We start from the raw sequence: 19,183 nt of genomic DNA, 5'->3' as shown, positions 1-19,183 counted from the left end.
TGCGCTCACGTCGCCTCGCGTGGGGAGCGGTGGAACGCGCGGTACAGGCGTCTGCGGCATGCACCCTGCACTTGCCCCGCCAGGGTGGCGCCGTCCCGCCCCAGCAGGGCGGCGCGCGGCCAAGCCACCAGCAGGCCGGCCAGCAGAGCCAATGCCGCGCCAGCGGCCAGCAGAACGGCTGGGGCCGGCACCTCCAGGCGATGCAGGCCATATCGCAGGCTCCATAGGGCAACGCCCAACACCGCACCCAGCAGCAGGCCATGGCCATGCGCCGCCAGAAAAGCGCCCACCGACACACCCACCGCACGGCAGGCCTGCACTGTGATCAGCACGAACCACAGCACGATGGCCAGGCCAACCGCCATGCCCACGGCCACCAGCCCGTGGCGCACCGCGTACAGCGAGCCACCTATGGTCAGCACCGCATAGAAGGCCTGGGAAATGACCAGCTCACGCACCGCGCCCTTGGCCCTCAGCAGCGAGCCGCTGACCCGCGCACCCAGGCGGAAGTAGGTGCCGATGGCCAGCACCGAGAACACCGGCACCACCGCCGTCCACTGCGGGCCCAGCAGCACCGCCACCAAGTCCGGCGCCAGCAGGAACACTGCGGCGGTGAGCGGCAGGCCCATCAGCGCCGTGAGCTGCACGCCGCGCAGGTAGGCTGTGCGCAGCCGCTCCGGTTCGTCCTGCACGCGGGCCATGGCGGGGAAGACCACGCGATCGGCCACTTTGGCGTACAGGTCGGTGGGCATGCTCATCAGCTTGTAAGCACGGGAATACAGGCCCAGGCTGGCGGCGTCCAGATGGCGGCCGACGATCGTCACGTCGGCCCGCAACGCGATGAAATTCAGCACCCGCGAGGCGGTGAAGCCGCCGCCGGTGCCCAGCAGTCGGCGCGCGCATTCGCGATCCAGCAGCGGGGTAAGTTCCGGCTTGGCCAGCCAGATCAGCGCCACCGCACGCAGCAGTGCCTCGGCCAGCATCGCGCCCACCAGCGCCCAGTAGCCCGCGCCCGCCAGGGCCAGGCCGATGCCGACGCCCGTGTAGGCCAGCATCTTCGCGCCCAACTCGGCCTTCATCACCCGCGAGACCTGCAATCGGCGCAGCAGCAGGCCCTCGGCGACTGTGGAAAAAGCCTGGATGACGATGATGAGCGAGAGAAAGCGCAGCGCGCCCTCGGCCGCAGGCAGGTGCATGAAGTCTGCGAATGCACGCGCGCAGGCCTGTGCCACGCCGAACAACAGAACCGCGCTCATCAGCACCAGCGTCATACCGGTACGCTGGTCGCGCTTGGAGAGCTGCTGCAACTGCACCACGGTGGCGCCAATGCCCACCTCGCGCAGCAGATTGCACAGCGCAAGGAACAGCATCGCCGCCGCCACGATGCCGTAGTCCGCAGGGGTGAGCAGGCGTGAGAGCAGCGCGGTGAGCAGCAGGTCAAAGCCCATGCCGGCGCCGTGGAAGACACTGGTGGAGGCAACCGCGCTGGTCACCTTGCGGCTGAGGTGGCGTCCGGCAGGCGCGTCCGGCCCGGCTGGGGGCAGCGCCGGCTCGCTGGGATGCGGGGGAGTAGTCTTCTCTGTCATGCGCTGAGTGCTAGGAGAGCGGGAGCCGGGCTGGGCATCAGCCCCGTGCGGTGTTCAGGCCCGGGCGCACCTGGGCCCACTGCCGCTTCACCCCACGCACCAGGGCACGGGCTTGCACCAGGCCGGGCAGGTGCACCATGACCTGGGCCATACGCACCTTGGCGCCACCGTGTTCGCGCAACGCGGCGGCCACCAGCAACGCTGCGTCTGTGCGCTCGCCACGTAGGGCGCGGCGCTGAGCGGCATAGGCCAGGTCTTCGGCCAACGCGCGGGACCGCGGTCGCATCAGCGCGGCCACCGGGCCACCGGCCTGCAGAGGATCGGGCCGACCGGCCAGGCGCTCGCGCGCGCAGTACACCGCGAAGTCCCGGCAAGTCATCGCCACGATGAGCTTGCGCACGTCTTCGGAGACCGACTGCTTGAGCTTGTAGCAGCGGTACAGCACCTCCGGCAGCACGGCGAGGCGGGCGTGGTCGCTGATGCGCAGCCACAAGTCCAGGTCTTGCCGGTAGGTGAAGAAGGCGCGGTAGCCGCCGGCCTGCTCGTAAGCCGAGCGCCGCATCATCACGTCGCCATGGATGAAGGGGTTGCCATGGAATAGCTGCTGCTTCACGTCGGCCTGCACCTCGGGCCGCCAGTGCTCAGTGGCGCCGCCGCTCTCGAAAACGATCTCGCTGTGGCAACCCACCACGCCCACGTCGGGATGAGCATCCAGATAGGCTACCTGCTTCGCCAGCCGCTCCGGCAGGCATTCATCGCCGGAGCCCAGCACCGCGATGTACTCGCTGTCGGTCCTGGCAATGGCGGAAATCATGGTGTTCACGAAGCCCATGTTGGGCTGCGTGTGAACCAGCAGCTTCTGCGAAGCGTGCTTGAGCAGCTCGCCGAGGGTGCCGTCCTTGGAGGCGTCGTCGATCAGGTGGGCCTCGAAGTCGGCAAAGGTCTGTCGCTGGAGTCCGGCCACGGTGCGCTCGACCACGGCTGCGCGGTTGTAGAAGGCCGATATCAAGGTTACCTTGGGCATGGAACTCTCATGTGCAGAGGGGTCAGCGCGTATTCAAAGCGCTTCGGCCGGAATGTGAGCGGGAGTCAGATGGCCGTTGCTGGAGACATGCCGAACCTCGCAGTCCAGCCAGAAGCGCGTTCGCTCGTAAACCGCCTTGCGCACCAGGCCGATCAGGGCGAGCACATCTGCACTGCGCGCCGCGCCCAGATTGACGATGAAATTGCCATGCTCGGGCGCGATCTGGGCGTCGCCGATGCGGGTGCCGCGCAAGCCGGCTTCCTCGATGGCCTTGCCCGGCGGGCCGACGGTGTCGTACATGGCCGGGTTGCTGAGAAACACCGAACCACAGTTGGGCAGACGCAGCGGAAATTTCTTGCGCCGCGCGGCCATGATCTTGATCATCTCGCGGCGAATCTCGCGGGCCTCACCCGGGGCAAATTCAAACTCAGCTTCCACCACGATCAGCTCGCGCGTTTGCAGCACCGAGGTGCGGTAGGCAAATCCGCACTCATCGTGGCTCAGCACCCGTGTTTCGCCGTCATGGTCCAGGCAAGTGACCGACACCAGGTTCTCGCCAATGCCCTTGCGCAGGCTGCCACCGTTCATCACCACCAGCCCGCCCAGCGTGCCGGGGATGCCCACGGCGTGCTCTGCGCCGGACAGGCCGGCGCAGCCCACACGGCGGGCAAAGATCGGCGTCCAGATGCCGGCCTGCGCCACCACGCGCCGGCCCTCGATGCGCATGCTCGACATCGCTCGGCCGATGTGCAGCACCACGCCATCAAAGCCCTCGTCGTCAAACAGCAGGTTCGAGCCATCGCCTATCACCAGCAGCGGTGCACCATGCGCCTTGATGAGGCGCAAGGCCTGGGCCGTGGCCGCCACGCTCAGCGGCTCCGCCACCACGCGTGCCGGCCCGCCGATCTGCCAACGACTCAGGCTGCGCAGCGGCACGCCCTGCCTCAGCCGAAGCTCGGGCAGTTGCGCCAAGGCGGCCACCAGGCCAGCGAAGTCGAGGAGACGGGGGGCGTCGATCACGTGCATCACCAACCCGGCGTGACCTGGCCGCCCAGCGCCTGCATCTTGTCGATGAACCGGTCGTAGCCACGCTCGACCTGCCAGGCATCGCGGATCACGGTTTCGCCTTCCGCGACCAGGCCTGCCAGCGTCAGCGCAATGCCGGCGCGCAGGTCACGTGCAGTCACCTCGGCGCCACGCAGCTGATTGCCACCCTTGATGCGCAGCAGGTTGCCTTCGACGCGCGTGTCCACGCCCATCAGCGCCATTTCCTCTGCGTAGAGGTAGCGGCCCGGGAAGCGCAGGTCGATGATCTTGCTTTCGCCGCGCGACATCGCACCGAAGACCGCGAACAGCGGCTGCATGTCAGAGTTGATGCCCGGGTAGGCGCCGGTGCTGATCTCCACCGGATAGCAGGTGCCGCCGCGCACGATGACGCTCTTGGGCCCGGTGAAGAAGCAGGCACCGCTTTCCTTCAAGTGGATCAGCGGCACTTCAAGGTCCACGATGGGGAAGCCATGGATCTCCACGTCGCCCTTGGTCAGGCAGGCACCGACAAGCCAGGTCAGCGCTTCCATGTTGTCGGCGATCACCCTGTGGCGGGTGCCGAACAGGCCTTCCGAACCCCGGATCTCAATGCGCTCCTGGCCGAAGACGTTGATGGTCGCGCCCATTGAGCGCAGCATCGCGATCAGGTCCAGGATCTCCGGTCGGATGTGCGGGTTCCACACCGTCGTGACACCACGCGCCAGGGTGCCGCACATGATCGCGTTCTCGGTCGCGCCGGTGCTGCGGATCGGCAGGTGGATGTCCGCGCCTTTCAAGCCGTTGGGCGCATGGGCCTGGAGGTGGGTGTCGGTCTCGGTGACCTCGGCTCCCAGCGCCTCCAGCAGCATCACGTGCAGGTCATGCTTGCGATCACCCAGCTTGCAACCACCTGGCAAGGGCACGGAGCCAGAACCGGTGCGCGCGGTCAGCGCGCCCAGGATCAGCAAGGTGTTGCGGATCGAGCGGCCAGGCCAGACCAGCTCGGAAGGCGGCTTGCTCGCTTCATCGATGATCACCGTGTCGCCGCTGACCTCGCAGCGCTTGCCAAGCGCCCGCAGCATGTCCAGGTGGATCTGGGCGTCCAGCAGCGTGGCGGGGTAGTTGGAGATCTGCAGTTGCTCACCGGTCAGCAGGGAAGCTGCCAGCAGGCGCAGCACGCTGTTCTTGGCCCCGCTGACATGCACCTCGCCTTCAAGGCGCGAGGCCTGGACCCGATAGGTGGAAACTGGGGTGTCGTTTGCGCGTGGACGGGTCATGACATGACTCCTTGGTTAGCGTTGAGCGTAGTAGCTGCGATACCAGGCCGCGAACTTGCCGATGCCTTCGCGCAGGCTGGTCTTGGGCGACACGCCGGTCCAGGCCTTCAACGCGGTCACGTCGGCATAGGTTGCGACCACGTCGCCAGGCTGCATCGGCAGCATCTGCTTGATCGCATCCTTGCCCAGCGCCGCTTCGATGGTGGCGATGAACTCGCCCAGTTGCACCGGATCCTGGTTGCCGATGTTGAAGACGCGGTACGGCGCACGCGAGCGGCCGGGATGCGGCTTCAGGCCATCGAAGCCGTTGTCGGGTTCGGCCGGGCGGTCCAGCGTGGCGACCACGCCGTCGACGATGTCGTCGATGTAGGTGAAGTCGCGCTTCATCCGGCCCTCGTTGAAGACCTGGATCGGCTTGCCTTCGAGGATGGCCTTGGTGAAGCTGAAGTAGGCCATGTCCGGCCGGCCCCAGGGCCCGTAGACCGTGAAGAAGCGCAGCCCCGTGGTGGGAATGCGGTAGAGGTGGCTGTAGGTGTGCGCCATGACCTCGTTGGCCTTCTTGGTCGCGGCGTACAGGCTCACCGGGTGGTCCACCGCGTCGGCTTCCGAGAACGGCATCTTCTCGTTGCCGCCGTAGACGCTGGAACTGCTGGCATAGACCAGGTGCCTGACCTTGGCCTGGCGTGCGCACTCGAGCACGTTCAGGAAGCCGGTCAGGTTGGCTTCGCCGTAGGCGTGCGGATGGGTGATCGAGTAGCGCACGCCGGCTTGCGCGGCCAGGTGCACAATGCGGTCTATCTGGTGCTGGCTGAACAGCGCCTCCAGCCCGCTGCGGTTGGCCACGTCCAGTTGCTGGAAGCGAAAGCCTGGCGAGCCTTCGAGCAGCGCCAGCCGGTCGCGTTTCAGCGTCGGGTCGTAGTAGTCGTTCAGGCTGTCGATGCCCAGCACCTGCTCGCCCCGCGCAAGCAGGCGCTGGCAGGTGTGCAGGCCGATGAAACCGGCAGCGCCGGTGACAAGCACGGTCATGGCTGGCTCCTGGTCGGTCGCGTTCAGGCCAGTGCCGCCTGGGCACGCACCGAACGGCCGATGGCGTGGTACTCGATGCCAAAGTCGCGCATCAGCGCCGGCTCGTAGAGGTTGCGGCCGTCGAACACCACCGGCTGCTTCAGCGCGGTCTTCAGGCGATCGAAGTCAGGGCTGCGGAATTCCTTCCACTCGGTGATGATCAGCAGCGCCTCGGCACCTTCCAGCGCCTCCATCGGCCCCTGGGCGTAGGTGATGCGCGGCTCGTCGCCGAAGATGCGCTTGGCCTCTTCGGTGGCCACCGGGTCATAGGCGGTCACGGTCGCGCCGCGTGCCAGCAACTCGTCGATCACCACGCGGCTGGTGGCTTCACGCATGTCGTCGGTGTTGGGCTTGAAGGCCAGGCCCCACAGCGCGAAGCGCCGGCCGCTCAGGTCCTGACCGAAGCGGGCCAGCACCTTGCGCGTCAGCACGGTCTTCTGGTGGTCGTTGGCATCTTCGACGGCCTGCAGCACCTTCAGGTCCTGGCCCTGGTCAGACGCGGTGCGGATCAGCGCCTTCACGTCCTTCGGGAAGCAGGAGCCACCGTAGCCGCAGCCGGCGTAAAGGAAGTGGTAGCCGATGCGCGGATCGGAGCCAATGCCCTGGCGCACCAGTTCGATGTCGGCCCCCATCTTCTCGGCCAGCAGCGCCAGCTCGTTCATGAACGAGATGCGCGTGGCCAGCATCGCGTTGGCAGCGTACTTGGTCAGCTCGGCCGAGCGCAGGTCCATCACCACCAGCTTGTCGCGGGTGCGCTGGAATGGCGCGTAGATCGCACGCAACAGGTTCGCCGCACGCTCATCCGACACACCGACGACGATGCGGTCCGGCCGCATGAAGTCCTCGACCGCCGCGCCTTCCTTCAGGAATTCGGGGTTGGACGCCACAGAGAACGCCAGGTCCAGGCCGCGCTTGCCCAGCTCGTCGTCAATCGCCGCCTGCACCTTGTCGGCGGTGCCCACCGGCACGGTGCTCTTGTCGATGACCAGCTTGTAGTCGGTGGCCAGGCGGCCGATGTTGCGGGCTGCGGCCAGCACGTATTGCAGGTCGGCCGAACCGTCTTCGTCCGGCGGCGTGCCGACCGCGATGAACTGCAGCGTGCCGTGGGCCACCGAGGCCGCCACATCGGTGGTGAACTGCAGGCGGCCAGCTGCCACGTTGCGCTTGACCACCACGTCCAGTCCCGGTTCGTGGATGGGGATGCCGCCCTCGTTGAGCACGCGGATCTTGCGTTCATCCACATCCAGGCAGACCACGTGGTTGCCCATGTCTGCCAGGCAAGCGCCGGTGACAAGGCCAACATATCCAGTGCCAACGACGGTAATTTTCATTGCAGTGCTCCTGAGGGTGAAAGAGAAACGGGAGAAGAAAAGGCGGCGGACGCTCGGCAACTCGCCTGTGCGTCGGCCGTGGGTCGGCGGTTGAAGGCCAGCCCGATGAAGGTGGGCAGCAGGGCCATCACAGTCACTGCCTGGCCATCGGAAATGAAGAACACCGCGAACAGCATGTAGACGCTGAACAAGCCAGCTTCGAGCGGTGAATCCGACAGCCGCATCGCACGACGCAGGCCCGTGAAGATCGCAGCAAAAAACAAGCCACCACCGAGCAGGCCGTACTTGATCAGGTTGTCGAGGAAGAAGTTGTGCGTGCTGTTGGACAGGCGCGAGTCACTGAAGTAAACGCCCATCTGCTCGCGCAGGCTGTCGGCGCCGCTGCCGAACCAGGGCTGCTTCTGCACGATGTCCACGCCGTTCAACAACAGCGCAGTGCGGTGGGTATTGGAGTCCCACAGTGCTTCGCTCTGGTCGACGAAGTAGTTGTTCTTTTCGGCCAGCGCGAGGGCGTCGATCAAGGCGTCGTGCTCCAGACTGAACATCGCCAAGCCCAGCAGCACGGCCAGCAGCAAGGCAATCCACGCACTGACACGAAAACTGCGCAGCAACCCCGCCAAGGCAAGCCCGAGCGCAATCAAGATGACGCCCAACAGGCCCTTGCGTTCCATGCTGGCCACCAAGGGCGGCAAGCTCATCAGGAACAGCCAGCCGCAGGCGCCCCGCCAACCAGCCTGGCGCCAGGCCAGCAACAGCACTGCGCTGACCACGCCGAAGATGTAGCGCGCGTCGCCAGCAAGCTTGTAGCGCACGTAGTTGCCGCCCGCAATGTGGATGGCAACGGTGTGCAGCATCGCAACCACCCCGACGCCAATGAACCACTTCAGGAAGCGCGTCGGATCGCGTTCGGCATGCCAGCCCACGGTGGTGACCACGACCAGCACGAAGGCCAGTTGGATCGCCTCCTTGAGCGAGACCTTGACCCGGTTCATCAGCATGCCCTGGATCAGCACGCCCAGCACCAGCGCCATCAGCATCAGGCAGTGCGGCCGCTGGAACGCGCGGCCGATGGCCGGCTGGGTCCAGAAGGTGCCAATGATGAGCGCCAGCGCCAGCAGGTCCGCCAGCCTCACCAGCACACCACCGCCACCAAAGCGGAACATCGACAGGTACAGCGGCACAACAGCGGCGGCCATGATGACCAACAGCACGTCACTGCGTGCCGCAGATGGCAGGACGCCTTGCGCGGCAAGCGAGGGTGCCGCTGCATCGGCCGTGAAGTGCTTGCTCATGCCGCCCCTCTCGGCTGGGCCGCGCCAGGCGGCGCCGAGGGCGTTGGCGCGGCATACAGGCGCTCCAGCTCTGCGGCCAGGGTCTCCACGCTGTAGCGCGCCGCCGTCTCCTGGCCAACCGCCAGCAAGTGCGCGTGACGGGCCGGGTTGCTGCGGCAGTCCTGCACCATCGCGGCCAGTTGGTCGGCATCGCCTTGCTTGAACAGCAGTGAACTGTCGTTGGCCAACTGGCTCAGGCCCGGCACATCGGCGCACAGCACCGGCAGGCCGCAGGCCATGGCCTCGATGGCGGCCAGCCCAAAGCCTTCCCATTTGGAGGATTGCACATACAGGTCCATGCCAGCCAGCCAAGCCGGCACGTCGGCCACCACGCCGTGGAACACCACCTGCCCGGCCACGCCTTCGGCCCGCGCCAGCGCCAGCAGCGCCTCGCGCTCCGGGCCATCGCCAGCCAGGTGCAGCGACGCCGGTTGGCCCCCCTGCGCCGGCAGCCTGGCCAGCGCTCGGATCAAGGTGGCCTGGTCCTTCTTCGGCGTCATGCTGCCGACCATGGCCAGCCTGTAGCCACGCACTGCGGCACCTTCTTTGGTCGCCAACCCCTGCCGCGCGGCCTGGGCCTGGGCGGCCAGCGCGGGCTGGTTCACGCCGTTGTAGATCACGCAGCTGTTGTCGTCTGCACCCGTGCCCAGAAAGCCGCGCAAGGCTTGCTGCACCTCCGGGCTGATGCAGGTCACATGGCGATAGCGCCGGTACATGAAGCGCTCGGCCGGCTGCAGCCAGGCGCGCTTGCGGCGGTTGTTGGTGGTGTTGTGTTCGGTGTAGACGCTGCCGGGCTTCATCAGGCCCACCAGGTACAGCGCGGGGAACAGGTGGGCATGCACCGCGTCGGCCCGCCTCAGCAGGCCGGCCAGCCGCAGCCATTGCCAGCGCGCCACATGGTGCACAGGCACGCCAGCGGCACGCAGCGCGTCGGCATAGTCCAGCCCCGGCTCGCGGTGGAACACCACGACCTCTGGCTGCTGGCCACGCCGCAATCCGGCCAGCGCCAGGTCATGCACCAGCCGCTGCACGCCACCGTTGCGCGACAGGTCCCGCAGCACATGCAAGACCCGCATCAGAGACTCCCCACCTGCTGGCCACCGCCGGAAGCCAAGGGGCTGCCCACAATGCGCTGGCAGACCCACAGCCAGGCCATGGCGCGCCAGCCCGCGCGCTCGGTGCGCAACGCGCCCGCCAGTTGCTGCAGCGGCGCGTGGCAGGCGGCGAGGAAGGCGCGGCGCTCGTCGGCCGGCTTGATGCGCAAGCCCTTGAGCAGCACCCGCACGCAGCGCCGCGCCAGCAGGTGCAGCAGGCGCTGCTGTTGCCGGTGATGGCTGAGGCCGGCCAATACGCCGCCGACGAGGTTGCGCAAATGGTCGGCATAGCGCCGGTCGCGCGTCGCGGTGATCGAATTCGGATGGCGGCGGTAGTGCAGCAGCACGTCGCTGGTGCGAACGCTGCGGGTGCTGCGCGCAAAGGCTTCGGCCACGAAATGCACGTCTTCGTAGACCGTGCCCCGCGGATAGCGCACGGCCGCCAGCAACGGTGTCGCGTACACGCGGCTCCAGGAGAAGAAGCCGGTTTCGAAGGGATTGAGCTGCGACGACGGCAGCAGGCGTCCGCTGGGCGGCGCGCCCGGTCCGCTGAGCAGCGCTGGCTTGGCGGCACTGAATTCACGGAAGCCGAACTCGATGATGTCCCAGCGGCGCTGCAGCATCAGCGGGCGCAGCACCGTGAGGTAGGCCGGATCCAGCAGGTCATCCGAGTCGACCATGCCCACATACGGCGTGCTGACCCGGTCCAGCGCCATGTTGCGCGCTGCAGCCACGCCCTGGTTGACCGGCTGCAGGCACCATTCGACGCCAAAGCGGACCACGCCGGCACGTTCGGCCAACCGCGCCTGGGCGCGGGCCACCGAGTCGTCCGGGCTGGCATCGTCAACGAAGATCAGCTTGACCTGCTCGCTGTTGACGGCGGAGATCAGGCTGTCGATCAGCGCAACAATGTGTTCTCCAGCCTTGTAGACCGGGCAGATCAGCGTCAGCAATGCCGCCATCTCAAGCCCCCTGCTTGGCCTGGCTGACCGGGCTGGCGGCCGGCAGCGGCGCGCCCAGGTACTCGGCGCAATAACGGCTCAGCATCACGTCCAGCGTGTAGTCGGCCTGGTATTTGCGGCGGCTGTGTTCACCATGCGCGCGGCACAGCGCAGGCTGCTCGATGTAGCGCCGCATCGCGCTGGCGAACGCGCCGGCGTCGCCCTGCCCGATCAGTTCGCCGTTGCGGCCGGACTCGATCAGCTCCGAGACACCGCCCACGTCGCTGGCAATCACCGGACGGCCGCAGGCCATGGCTTCGATGATGCTGCGCGGCAGCCCTTCCCAGTGGCTGCAAAGCACGAACACGTCATGCTCGGTCAGCTGCGCGGCAAAGTTGTCGACCACGCCACGGAAGTGGATCGTGCCGTCGGGCAGCCCGGCCATCAGCTGCCGCACCTGGGCCTCCTGCGAGCCATTGCCGAAGATGTGCAGCTCGAAACGCAGGCCGGCATCGGTCAGCCGTCGGCAGGCGGCGGCCAGCGTCACGTAGTCCTTCTGGGTCTCGAAACGCGCGGCAGTCACGAAGCGCAGCGGGCGGCTCCCACTGGCCGCGTCCGACAGCGCGCCGCTGGTGTCAATGCCGTTCATGCCATTCGGGATGGTCATCAGCTTGTCGGCACCGACACCGATGCGCCGGTACTCGTTGAAGTCGAAGCGGCAGACGCAGATGATGCGCGCCGGCAACCAGGCCAGCAGCCGCTCCAGCCGCTCGTAGAGCTTGTAGCCGCTGTTCTGCGGGGTGTTGACGAAGGGCACGCCGTGGGCGACGTAGTAGGCCCGGCGCAGCGTCAGCATGGCCGCCACGCGGCCCAGCGCGCCGATCTTCGCGGTGTGCCAGGAGGTGACCTGCGGGCGCTCCTTGACCAGCAGCCACATCAGCTGCAGCAGCACCAGCACATCGCGCAGCGGGCGCAGCTCGCGGTGCAGCTGTGGCAACTCGTGGACCTTGAAGCCGGCCTGGCGCAGCCGCTCGTTGGCGGGGCCCTGGCCGCCCAGCACATAGACCACCTCGGCGCCACGGGCACGGAAGGCCTCGCCGGTCTGGCAGATGTGGGTGAAGGACCCGGACAGCGTGGTGTCCGAGCGTGTCATGCCGATCAGCACTTTCATTGTGTTTTCTCCCTGTCGTGCGTGAATGAGGCTTCAGGACCAACCGGCGGCGCCGGCTGCACCGGCACTGCCCGCGGCCTCGACCAGCCGCGGGTACAGCGCCTCGTAGCGCTGCACCACCCGCGGCATGGCAAACACTTCGTCGACCAGCCGGGCCGAGGCCGCCTGGGCCCGAACCAGACCTTCGGCGTCCAGCAGCGGCAGCGCACGGCGCATGGCCGCGGCCAACGCAGCTGCGTCGAAAGCAGTGGCCAGCTGGCCATTGACGCCGTCGACGATGGCCTCGGCCGCGCCGCTGACCGGCGTGGAGACCATCGGCTTGCCCAGCACCAGGGCCTCCAGCAGGGAGTTGGAAAAGCCCTCGGCCCGCGAAGCGTTGACGAACACATCGAAGCGCTGCACAAAGGCCACGGCCTGCGGCAGTGCACCATGGAACACCACTCGCGCGGCCAGGGGCCCCAGCGCCGCGGCGGCAGCGCGCGCGGCCGGCAGGCCAGCGCCATCCCCGACGATGTGCAGCTTGCTGCCAGGCGGCAGCTCGGGCACCAGTGCGGCAAACGCAGCGATCAGCACGTCCACGCGTTTGATCTCTTCGATGCGGCCGTGATAGAAAAACTGCGGCCCATCTGACAACGCACCCGCAGCACCGGACTCTGGCGCTGGCTGCGCCAGGCTGACCGGCACCCCATTCGGAATGCGCAGCACGTCCTGGCAGCCGAACTCGCGCAGGTTGCGCTCGATGACAGCCGAGATCGCGACGAACAAGGGCCGCTGGCGCAGCACGAAGCGCGTCATCGGCTTGCCGACCAGCGCCTTGCGCTGCAGGCAGCGCAGGTCCATCTCGTCTTCGGAGTTGCCGATCTTGATCAGCACCGGCTTGCCCAGCAGCCGGCCCAGGCAGGTGCCGACAAAGGCGCCGAACTTGCCCTGGTGGCAATGCACCACGTCGATGCTGCGGCGGTGCCGCCAGCCCCAGGCCATCACGGCCAGCCACCACCACAGCGAGAACAACAGCCAGCGACCGAGCAGATCCGGCGCCGCCGGCACCCACAGCCGGTGCACCGCGACGGCGGCCTCCTGGCTCAGGCCACGCGCGGCCCACTGCTGGGTCGAGGTCAGCACCTGCACCTGCTGGCCGTGGGCCGCCAGGCCAGTGGCCACGCGTTGGCATTGCTTCTCGGCGCCACCAAACACATCGGGCATGTACTGGCAGGTCAGCATCAGCACCTGGGTCATGCGGGTTCCTCCCGACCAGCCAGCCGGCTGCGCACCGGTTCGGGCAGGGTCGCCAGCAGCTCGGCAATGAACCGCGCTTGCAGCGCAAATTCCTGTGCGCTGTCGCGGCCAACGGTTGAGACACGCACGATCATGCCGTCGGCAATCAGCCCCTGAAGGCCATAGTGATAGAGCGCCAGCTTGCGTTCCAGCGCACCCACCACCCGGCGCCGGCCGATCACGATCCAGTAGCTGAGCGGCTCGAAGCGCTGTGCGTTGAGCACGGTCTCAAGCCGCTGAACCGGCAACACCGCGGATGACCGTGCGCCATCCATCCACCGCACTTCACCCTGTGATCGGCGCTGAATGCGAAAGCCCTGCGCGGGGTAGCAAATCTCCGGCTCGTGCAACGCGGAGCCGCGGCGCTGGTCCTCGCCGTAGGCCACCGAGAGCATCACGCGCTGTCCTGCCCCGTCCAGGTACACGCGGCTCAGCGTCTGGCTGTAGATCCGGTCAATGAAGGCCTGCTGCTCCGGGTTGACGACCAGCACCTCGCCCTGGGGATCCAGCTGCCACCCCGCGAAGCGTTCCGGCACGTCATGCGCCAGGTCCAGCCGACCGATGCGGCCGACCAGGGGCTGGCGCGGCGTGACTTGCGCCGCGACCCAGGCCGCGCCCGCCATCAAGCCGGCGGCCAGCACCGCGCGCCGCACCGGATCGGTCCGGCGCTCTGACAAGGGCGGCACCGGCGGCAGGCTGGTCACGCCGCTCATTGCTTGCCTCCGCGTGCCAGGGACAGCCGGCGCAGGCCGCTGTCCACGGCGATGATCAGCAGCAAGGCCGTGAGGAACAGCAGCAGCCCGGAGAACTGGTGCAGGAAGCCCTGCCCCACTGCATCGCCCAGGTGGTAAGTGATCAGGCACAGCGCCGCCACCCGCACCACGTTGGCCGTGAAGCTGACCGGCACCACCAGGATCGCCAACGCCACATTGCGCAGCGCCGAAGAATGCCGCACCACATTCAGGTACAGCAATCCCAGCGCTTCCAGCGTGAACAGCGACTGGATGCCGGCGCAGGCATCGGCCACCAGCAATTGGTACTGCCCGATCTGCAGGACCACGCCGGTGCGGGCAATTGGGTAGCCCAGGCTGCGCAGCAGCCATTCGGCGACGGCAGAAACGGCAGCCTTCATCGGCTGGGTCAGCAGGTCGACCCAGCTGTCGGGCAACGGCACGACGAACAGCAGGAAAAACAACGGGAAGGCCACGGTGCGCAGGCCAGCGCCACCCTGCTGCAGCAGCACGCAGGCCGCCACCATCGGAATCAGCGAACCGATCTCGAACACGTAGGTCGATTGCGATCGACCCAGCACGTAGAGCAGCAAGCCCGCGACCAGCAGCAGCCAACCGGCAACAAGGGCGGGCCGGCGCCCGTCCGCGGCATTCAGCGCCGGCCACTGGCGCCAGAACAACCAGCCGGCCACCAGCAGCACCAGCGGGCCATGGCCCTGCCGGTCGGTGCCCCACAGATCACGTGCCAGCGCCAGCAGGGCCGGCACATACATCACCGCCAGCCCCAGCGCCAGCCAGCCCCATGCCCACGCCGCCTGGCCGGAGCGCAGCGGTCGGGAGGGGCTCAGCACCGAGCTCATCAGGCTGTGCACCCGCTCAGCGGTCGTTCATCACCACGCCGGTCAGCGTGGTGTTGGCGGCACTCAGCAAGGCGCTCAGTTCCTGCAGCGTGGCCACCTGACTGGCATGCTTGCGCGCCAGCACCAGCGCCTGGCCACAGCGGGCGGAGACCACCAATGCATCCGCGCCGTATTCGGCAGCCGGCGTGTCGACGATGACATGGTCGAAGCGCTGCTGCAGCTCGTGCATCAGCAAACCGAAGGCCGGGCGCTCCAGCAGCTCCAGAGGATTCGGCGGGCGGGTGCCAGCCGGGCAGACAAACAGATCCGGCACACCGGGCACCGGCTTGATCACCGAGTCGCCATGGCGGCCGGACAGCAGGCCCGACAGGCCCAGGTCGTTGGGCACACCGAACACCTCGTGCAGCCGCGGGCCGCGAAGGTCGGCGTCGACCACCAGCGTGCGCTGGCCCAGCTGGCTCAGCGCCACCGCCAGGTTGGCGCAGAAATAGGTCTTGCCATCTTCGGAATTGGGGCTGACCACGGCCAGCGCGCGCCGGCGCGTGCGCACCGGCCCTTCGGCACCGCCCAGGCGCAGCTGCAGTTGCGAGCGGATCATGCGGAAGGCCTCGGCCTGGTGGCCAAACGGCTGGTTCAGCGCGACCAGCTCGGGGCTGAGGCGCTGGCTCTCGTCGCTGCCGTAGGCATAGTTGAACTGCAGCGACAGCGCACGCAGCACGTCGTCGTGCGACACCAGGCCGAGCTCGATGGCGGCCTCGCCAAAACGCAGGCCGTTCTCGCGCTGGTGGCTGCCCACTTTCTCGATCTGTTCGGGCGACAGCTGGCGCAGCTCGGCAAGGATCTCGCCCAGCGTGCGCGTGCCGTCCGCAGGGGTGTGCGATGGCGTGCCGTCTTCGGCATCCGACGGCATGGGCCTGGCCGCCTTCGGGCGGGGGGCGAGGATGTCCTGCAAATTCATCGAATCGCTCCTTGGCTTCAACGGCGGGCCGGGGTCAGCGCGCGGCCGGTGACCACGCGCTGCTTGAGTTGTTGGGCGTTCAGCTTGGGGTTGCGCGGTGTCGGCAACACGCCCAGCATCGGCAAGCCCAGCGCCTGCACCAGATCTCCTGGGCCACGCACCCTGCGGTCACGCAATTCGGCCACCAGTGCAGCGAGCGCGGCGAAGAACAGGCCGGCGAAAACCGAGGCCACCAGGTTGAGCAGGCGCTTGGGCGATGACGCACTGGCGGGCACCACGGCAGGGCTCAGCGGATTCACGTTGGATTGCTGCACATGGGTTTCAAGCGCCGTCTGGCTTTGTCGGCCCGCCAGAAGGTCGTAGACACGCTGCGCGTTATCCACGTCACGCTGCAGCACGCCCATGCTGTCTCTGACCTGCTTGAGCGACAGCAATTTGGTACGTTGCTGGTCCAACTGGGTGCGCAGATCACCCAAGCGCGCAGCATTGATGCTGGCACTCACGCCAACGCTGCCGGAGGCACGCGCCATTTCGCTGGCCAGCCGGTTACGCAACTCGGCGACCTGGGTCTGGGCCTGCTGGACCTGAGGGTGGTTGGCACCCAAACGCATGCCGAGTTCCTTGAGGTTGCCCTCGGCCCGCCCCAGGTCGAGCTTCAGGCTAGACACGACCGGGTTGGTCAGCGTTTCGGCGAGTTGATCGGAGTGGCCGCCACGGACCTGTGCCTGACGACTCTGGCTTTCGGACGACAGGGCCTGCAGTGTCACCAACTGGCTGCTGAGTTCATTGAGCCGCATGGTCTCCACGTCGATGCGCTCGTCGCTGCCGATCACGCCGTGCTCACGCTGAAAGGCGCTCAGCTTGGCCTGCGCGGCCTCCAGCGTGTTGCGTGCATCCTTGCTGCGCTGGTCGAAGAAGTCGCTGTACTGCCGGGCGGGGTCGACCCGCAATTCCAGCGTCGTCTGCATGTAGGCCTGCACATAGGCATTCGCCATCGTCGCGGCGAAGTCGGGATCGGCCGCTTCATAGCTGACGAACATCACGTTGCTCTCGCGGCTCGGACGCACGTCCAGCGAAACCGCAAGCACCCTGGCCAGCCAGTCTTCCACCGTGCCCACGCCGTTGGTCGCCGACAGCCAGGCGGCGCGCAACGCCGGGTTCTGATCCAGCTTCAGGTTCTGGATCACACGGCGCGTCACACGATCACTCTCGACGATGTCGACCTGCGTGGCCATCAGCGTTGCATTGACGCCGCCGCCAGCCACCATGCCGGTCAGCGGGTCAGGCTTGACGTCCATCACCACACTGGCCGAGGCGGTGTACTTCTTGGTCATCAACAGCGTCACGGCCATCGCCAGCAGCACGGTGGTCGCGAGCACCGCGAGCGCCAGCTTCCAGCGGCCTTGCAACACGGCAATGAATTGGGGCAGTGAGAGGGTCATGATGGCTTGCGTCTCCGCTCAGAACAGGCTTTCGCGCACGTAGATCACGTCGCCGTCGCGCAGCGCGTCGTCCATGCCGGGCTCGACGACCGCGGTATGGCCGTCCAGCATGCGGCGGTGCAGGCGAATGCCCTTGTCGGTCCCGCGCAGCGTCAAGCCGCCGCCGGCCGCCAGGCCTTGCAGCAGCGTCATGCCGCGCTCCAGGCGCAACATGCCGGGCTTTTGCACCTGGCCATAGATGAAGAACACCGGCGCGCGGTCGACGAAGATCACGTCGTTGCCCTGCAGCATGATGTCGTCGGGCCGCTGCTCACCGCTGAAGACCTGCGGCAGGTCGACCAGCTTGCGAAAGGCCTTGCCATCACGAATGCCGACCACGGTGATCTGGTCGCTGCCCAGCGAAGGCTGGATGCCGCCAGCCTGCGCCAGCACGTCACTGAGACGGGTCTGCGCGGTTTCGAGGGGATAGCGACCCGGCCGCTGCACCTGGCCGAGCACGCTGACCTGGCTGCTGCGCGCCGTCATCAACAGCACGCTGACCTGCGGGTTCTTGACGAAATCGCCCTTGCGCAACCCGTCAGCGATCACTCGCTCTGACTCGCCAACCGTCAAGCCGCCCAGTTTCAGCGCACCCAGCAGGGGATAGGAAATGAGCCCGTTGTCGGACAACCGGGTTTCCATCGTCAGGTCCGGGTTCTGGTAGACCAGCACGCGCACCAGGTCACCGCCACCCAGCCGGTATTCGGCCAGCGGCGCGGCTGGCGCGGTCGCCGCAGCGCTGGGCGAAACACCCACTGCGGCTGCCGCGCCCTGGGCCCAGCCGGAGGCAGGCGAGGTGGACATCAGCAAGGCTGCCGCGGCCATCGCGGCGGCAGCCTTGCAGCGGGTTCGCATGCGCTGCCATGCGGCCAGCAGCGCCGCACCACGGGGCAGCACGGCGGCAGCCATGTCACAAAAGGAAACAGGTACAACAATCATGGCAATCCCAGGCCTTTTTTCAGCTGCCCATCGTCAAGTGCGGTGCCGGAGGCGGCGGCTGCAGCGGGCTCCGCCTGGGCCACCGTCTTCACCGGACCGGCACCCGCAAACGGCCCCTGGTATTCCAGCTTCGCTGTGCCGCGCAGCCGCTTGACCTCGGCCAGCGCCGCCAGGCGCTTGTGTTCGTTGACCAGCGCCTGCTCGATCACCGGCCGGGCCTGGTCCAGTGCCACCGGCGAGGACTGGCGCGCCGTGACGAACCAGACATGCGCCCCGCCGTTGGCCGCCTGGACAGCGCCATGCCCGGCCGGCAGTGCGGCGAGTTGCGGCACGAGATCCAGTGGCAGGGTCTCTGCCGCCTGGGTCGACTGGGTGGATGCGTGCGCCAGCGACTGGCTGGCCGCCCAACTGGCGACGGCCTCCACGCCCTTGCCTTCCTGCGCCTTGGCCTGCAGCTCGGGCAGGCGGGCTTCTGGCAACGCAACGTCCATTTGCACCAGCGTGTAAATCTGGCGCTCGGCAAACAGCTCGGGATGAGCCCGGTAGTAGGCCTGGACCTCGGTGGCATTCGGCGCGCCAACACCGCCGATGATGCGTTCGATGTAGGCACGGGCGATCACGTCGCGCCTGGCGGCCTCGATGGCGGCCACCACGGTCGGCTCGCGGTCGACCTTCTGGTCCAGCGCCTGCTGCAGCGCCAGCTCCTGGTCGATCAGCCGCTCCAGCACCTCCCGGCTGGCAGCCTGGACCTGCTCGGGCCCCAACTGTCGGCTTTGGGCCAGTTGCTGATTGATCTGATGCACAGTGATGTCGCGTTCATTGACGCGCACGGCGACCTGGGTGGCGACCGAGGACTCACTGCTGCGGCCGCAACCCGCCAGCATTGCGGCGGCCGCGAGGCCGACCAGCAAGCCGGCCGCTGCCGGCCTGGTACTGCTTCTTGACATGACACTCCCATCTGGCGAGATCGCCGGTACGGGGTTTTGTCCAGGACCCGGACGCCGCGCTCTGCAGGCGCTTGACGAACCGGGGGCAAACCTGAACCTCACCCCACCACCAAGGGCGGGAGGCACGGCCGACCCCTGACAGTCGA

The 19,183-nt window shown here is 67.5% G+C and carries 17 protein-coding genes; all 17 read right to left on the bottom strand.

What is annotated here, in order from left to right; genetic code table 11:
- Positions 1–5: 5 nt before the first annotated feature.
- From LRH25_RS17070 to LRH25_RS16990, 17 genes are read right to left on the bottom strand one after another with little or no spacing between them, the layout of a single operon-like run.
- On the bottom strand, positions 6–1,586 hold the full coding sequence (locus LRH25_RS17070) for a lipopolysaccharide biosynthesis protein (RefSeq protein ID WP_141286739.1): 1,581 nt from the start codon (positions 1,584–1,586) through the stop codon (positions 6–8).
- A 37-nt stretch (positions 1,587–1,623) separates the two neighbouring features.
- Positions 1,624–2,610, bottom strand: a complete 987-nt coding sequence (locus tag LRH25_RS17065; protein WP_231011751.1) for a glycosyltransferase — start codon at positions 2,608–2,610, stop codon at positions 1,624–1,626.
- A gap of 33 nt (positions 2,611–2,643) precedes the next feature.
- The gene (gene murB / locus LRH25_RS17060) at positions 2,644–3,630 is read right to left on the bottom strand and encodes a UDP-N-acetylmuramate dehydrogenase (RefSeq protein WP_211361424.1); all 987 of its coding nucleotides are present in this window, start codon (positions 3,628–3,630) and stop codon (positions 2,644–2,646) included.
- Between the two features lie 5 nt (positions 3,631–3,635).
- Positions 3,636–4,913 carry a UDP-N-acetylglucosamine 1-carboxyvinyltransferase gene (locus LRH25_RS17055; RefSeq protein ID WP_141288479.1) on the bottom strand — a complete coding sequence of 426 codons (1,278 nt, stop codon included), beginning with the start codon at positions 4,911–4,913 and terminating at the stop codon, positions 3,636–3,638.
- A gap of 15 nt (positions 4,914–4,928) precedes the next feature.
- Complete coding sequence (locus tag LRH25_RS17050; RefSeq protein ID WP_141288478.1) at positions 4,929–5,939, bottom strand: NAD-dependent epimerase; 1,011 nt, start codon at positions 5,937–5,939, stop codon at positions 4,929–4,931.
- Between the two features lie 23 nt (positions 5,940–5,962).
- Complete coding sequence (locus tag LRH25_RS17045) at positions 5,963–7,309, bottom strand: UDP-glucose dehydrogenase family protein (RefSeq protein ID WP_141288477.1); 1,347 nt, start codon at positions 7,307–7,309, stop codon at positions 5,963–5,965.
- The gene (locus tag LRH25_RS17040; protein WP_141288476.1) at positions 7,306–8,601 is read right to left on the bottom strand and encodes an O-antigen ligase family protein; all 1,296 of its coding nucleotides are present in this window, start codon (positions 8,599–8,601) and stop codon (positions 7,306–7,308) included. Before LRH25_RS17040 ends, LRH25_RS17045 begins: the two co-directional genes overlap by 4 nt.
- Positions 8,598–9,716 (bottom strand): glycosyltransferase, encoded by a 1,119-nt coding sequence (locus LRH25_RS17035; RefSeq protein ID WP_231011750.1) that lies wholly within the window; start codon positions 9,714–9,716, stop codon positions 8,598–8,600. The genes LRH25_RS17040 and LRH25_RS17035 overlap by 4 nt, the downstream gene beginning before the upstream one ends.
- On the bottom strand, positions 9,716–10,696 hold the full coding sequence (locus LRH25_RS17030; RefSeq protein ID WP_231011749.1) for a glycosyltransferase family 2 protein: 981 nt from the start codon (positions 10,694–10,696) through the stop codon (positions 9,716–9,718). Before LRH25_RS17030 ends, LRH25_RS17035 begins: the two co-directional genes overlap by 1 nt.
- A gap of 1 nt (position 10,697) precedes the next feature.
- On the bottom strand, positions 10,698–11,846 hold the full coding sequence (locus LRH25_RS17025; RefSeq protein WP_141291170.1) for a glycosyltransferase: 1,149 nt from the start codon (positions 11,844–11,846) through the stop codon (positions 10,698–10,700).
- A gap of 33 nt (positions 11,847–11,879) precedes the next feature.
- Complete coding sequence (locus LRH25_RS17020; protein ID WP_231011748.1) at positions 11,880–13,082, bottom strand: glycosyltransferase family 4 protein; 1,203 nt, start codon at positions 13,080–13,082, stop codon at positions 11,880–11,882.
- Positions 13,079–13,834: an exosortase-associated protein EpsI, B-type gene (epsI, locus tag LRH25_RS17015; RefSeq protein ID WP_231011746.1), complete on the bottom strand. Its 756-nt coding sequence runs from the start codon at positions 13,832–13,834 to the stop codon at positions 13,079–13,081. Before epsI ends, LRH25_RS17020 begins: the two co-directional genes overlap by 4 nt.
- Entirely contained in the window at positions 13,831–14,712 is an 882-nt protein-coding gene (xrtB, locus tag LRH25_RS17010; protein ID WP_141288241.1) for an exosortase B, read from the bottom strand. Before xrtB ends, epsI begins: the two co-directional genes overlap by 4 nt.
- 16 nt (positions 14,713–14,728) lie before the next feature.
- Positions 14,729–15,670: a polysaccharide biosynthesis tyrosine autokinase gene (locus LRH25_RS17005; protein WP_141288242.1), complete on the bottom strand. Its 942-nt coding sequence runs from the start codon at positions 15,668–15,670 to the stop codon at positions 14,729–14,731.
- Positions 15,671–15,687: 17 nt separating this feature from the next.
- On the bottom strand, positions 15,688–17,112 hold the full coding sequence (gene epsF, locus LRH25_RS17000) for a chain length determinant protein EpsF (RefSeq protein ID WP_141288243.1): 1,425 nt from the start codon (positions 17,110–17,112) through the stop codon (positions 15,688–15,690).
- 18 nt (positions 17,113–17,130) lie between these two features.
- On the bottom strand, positions 17,131–18,060 hold the full coding sequence (epsE, locus tag LRH25_RS16995) for a polysaccharide export protein EpsE (protein WP_231011744.1): 930 nt from the start codon (positions 18,058–18,060) through the stop codon (positions 17,131–17,133).
- A gap of 26 nt (positions 18,061–18,086) precedes the next feature.
- Positions 18,087–19,037 (bottom strand): EpsD family peptidyl-prolyl cis-trans isomerase, encoded by a 951-nt coding sequence (locus LRH25_RS16990; RefSeq protein WP_170200912.1) that lies wholly within the window; start codon positions 19,035–19,037, stop codon positions 18,087–18,089.
- Positions 19,038–19,183: the final 146 nt, after the last annotated feature.

The organism is Ideonella azotifigens (assembly GCF_021043325.1).
GTDB classification, from domain to species: domain Bacteria; phylum Pseudomonadota; class Gammaproteobacteria; order Burkholderiales; family Burkholderiaceae_C; genus Ideonella; species Ideonella azotifigens.
This window is presented reverse-complemented; position numbering and strand designations above follow the sequence as displayed.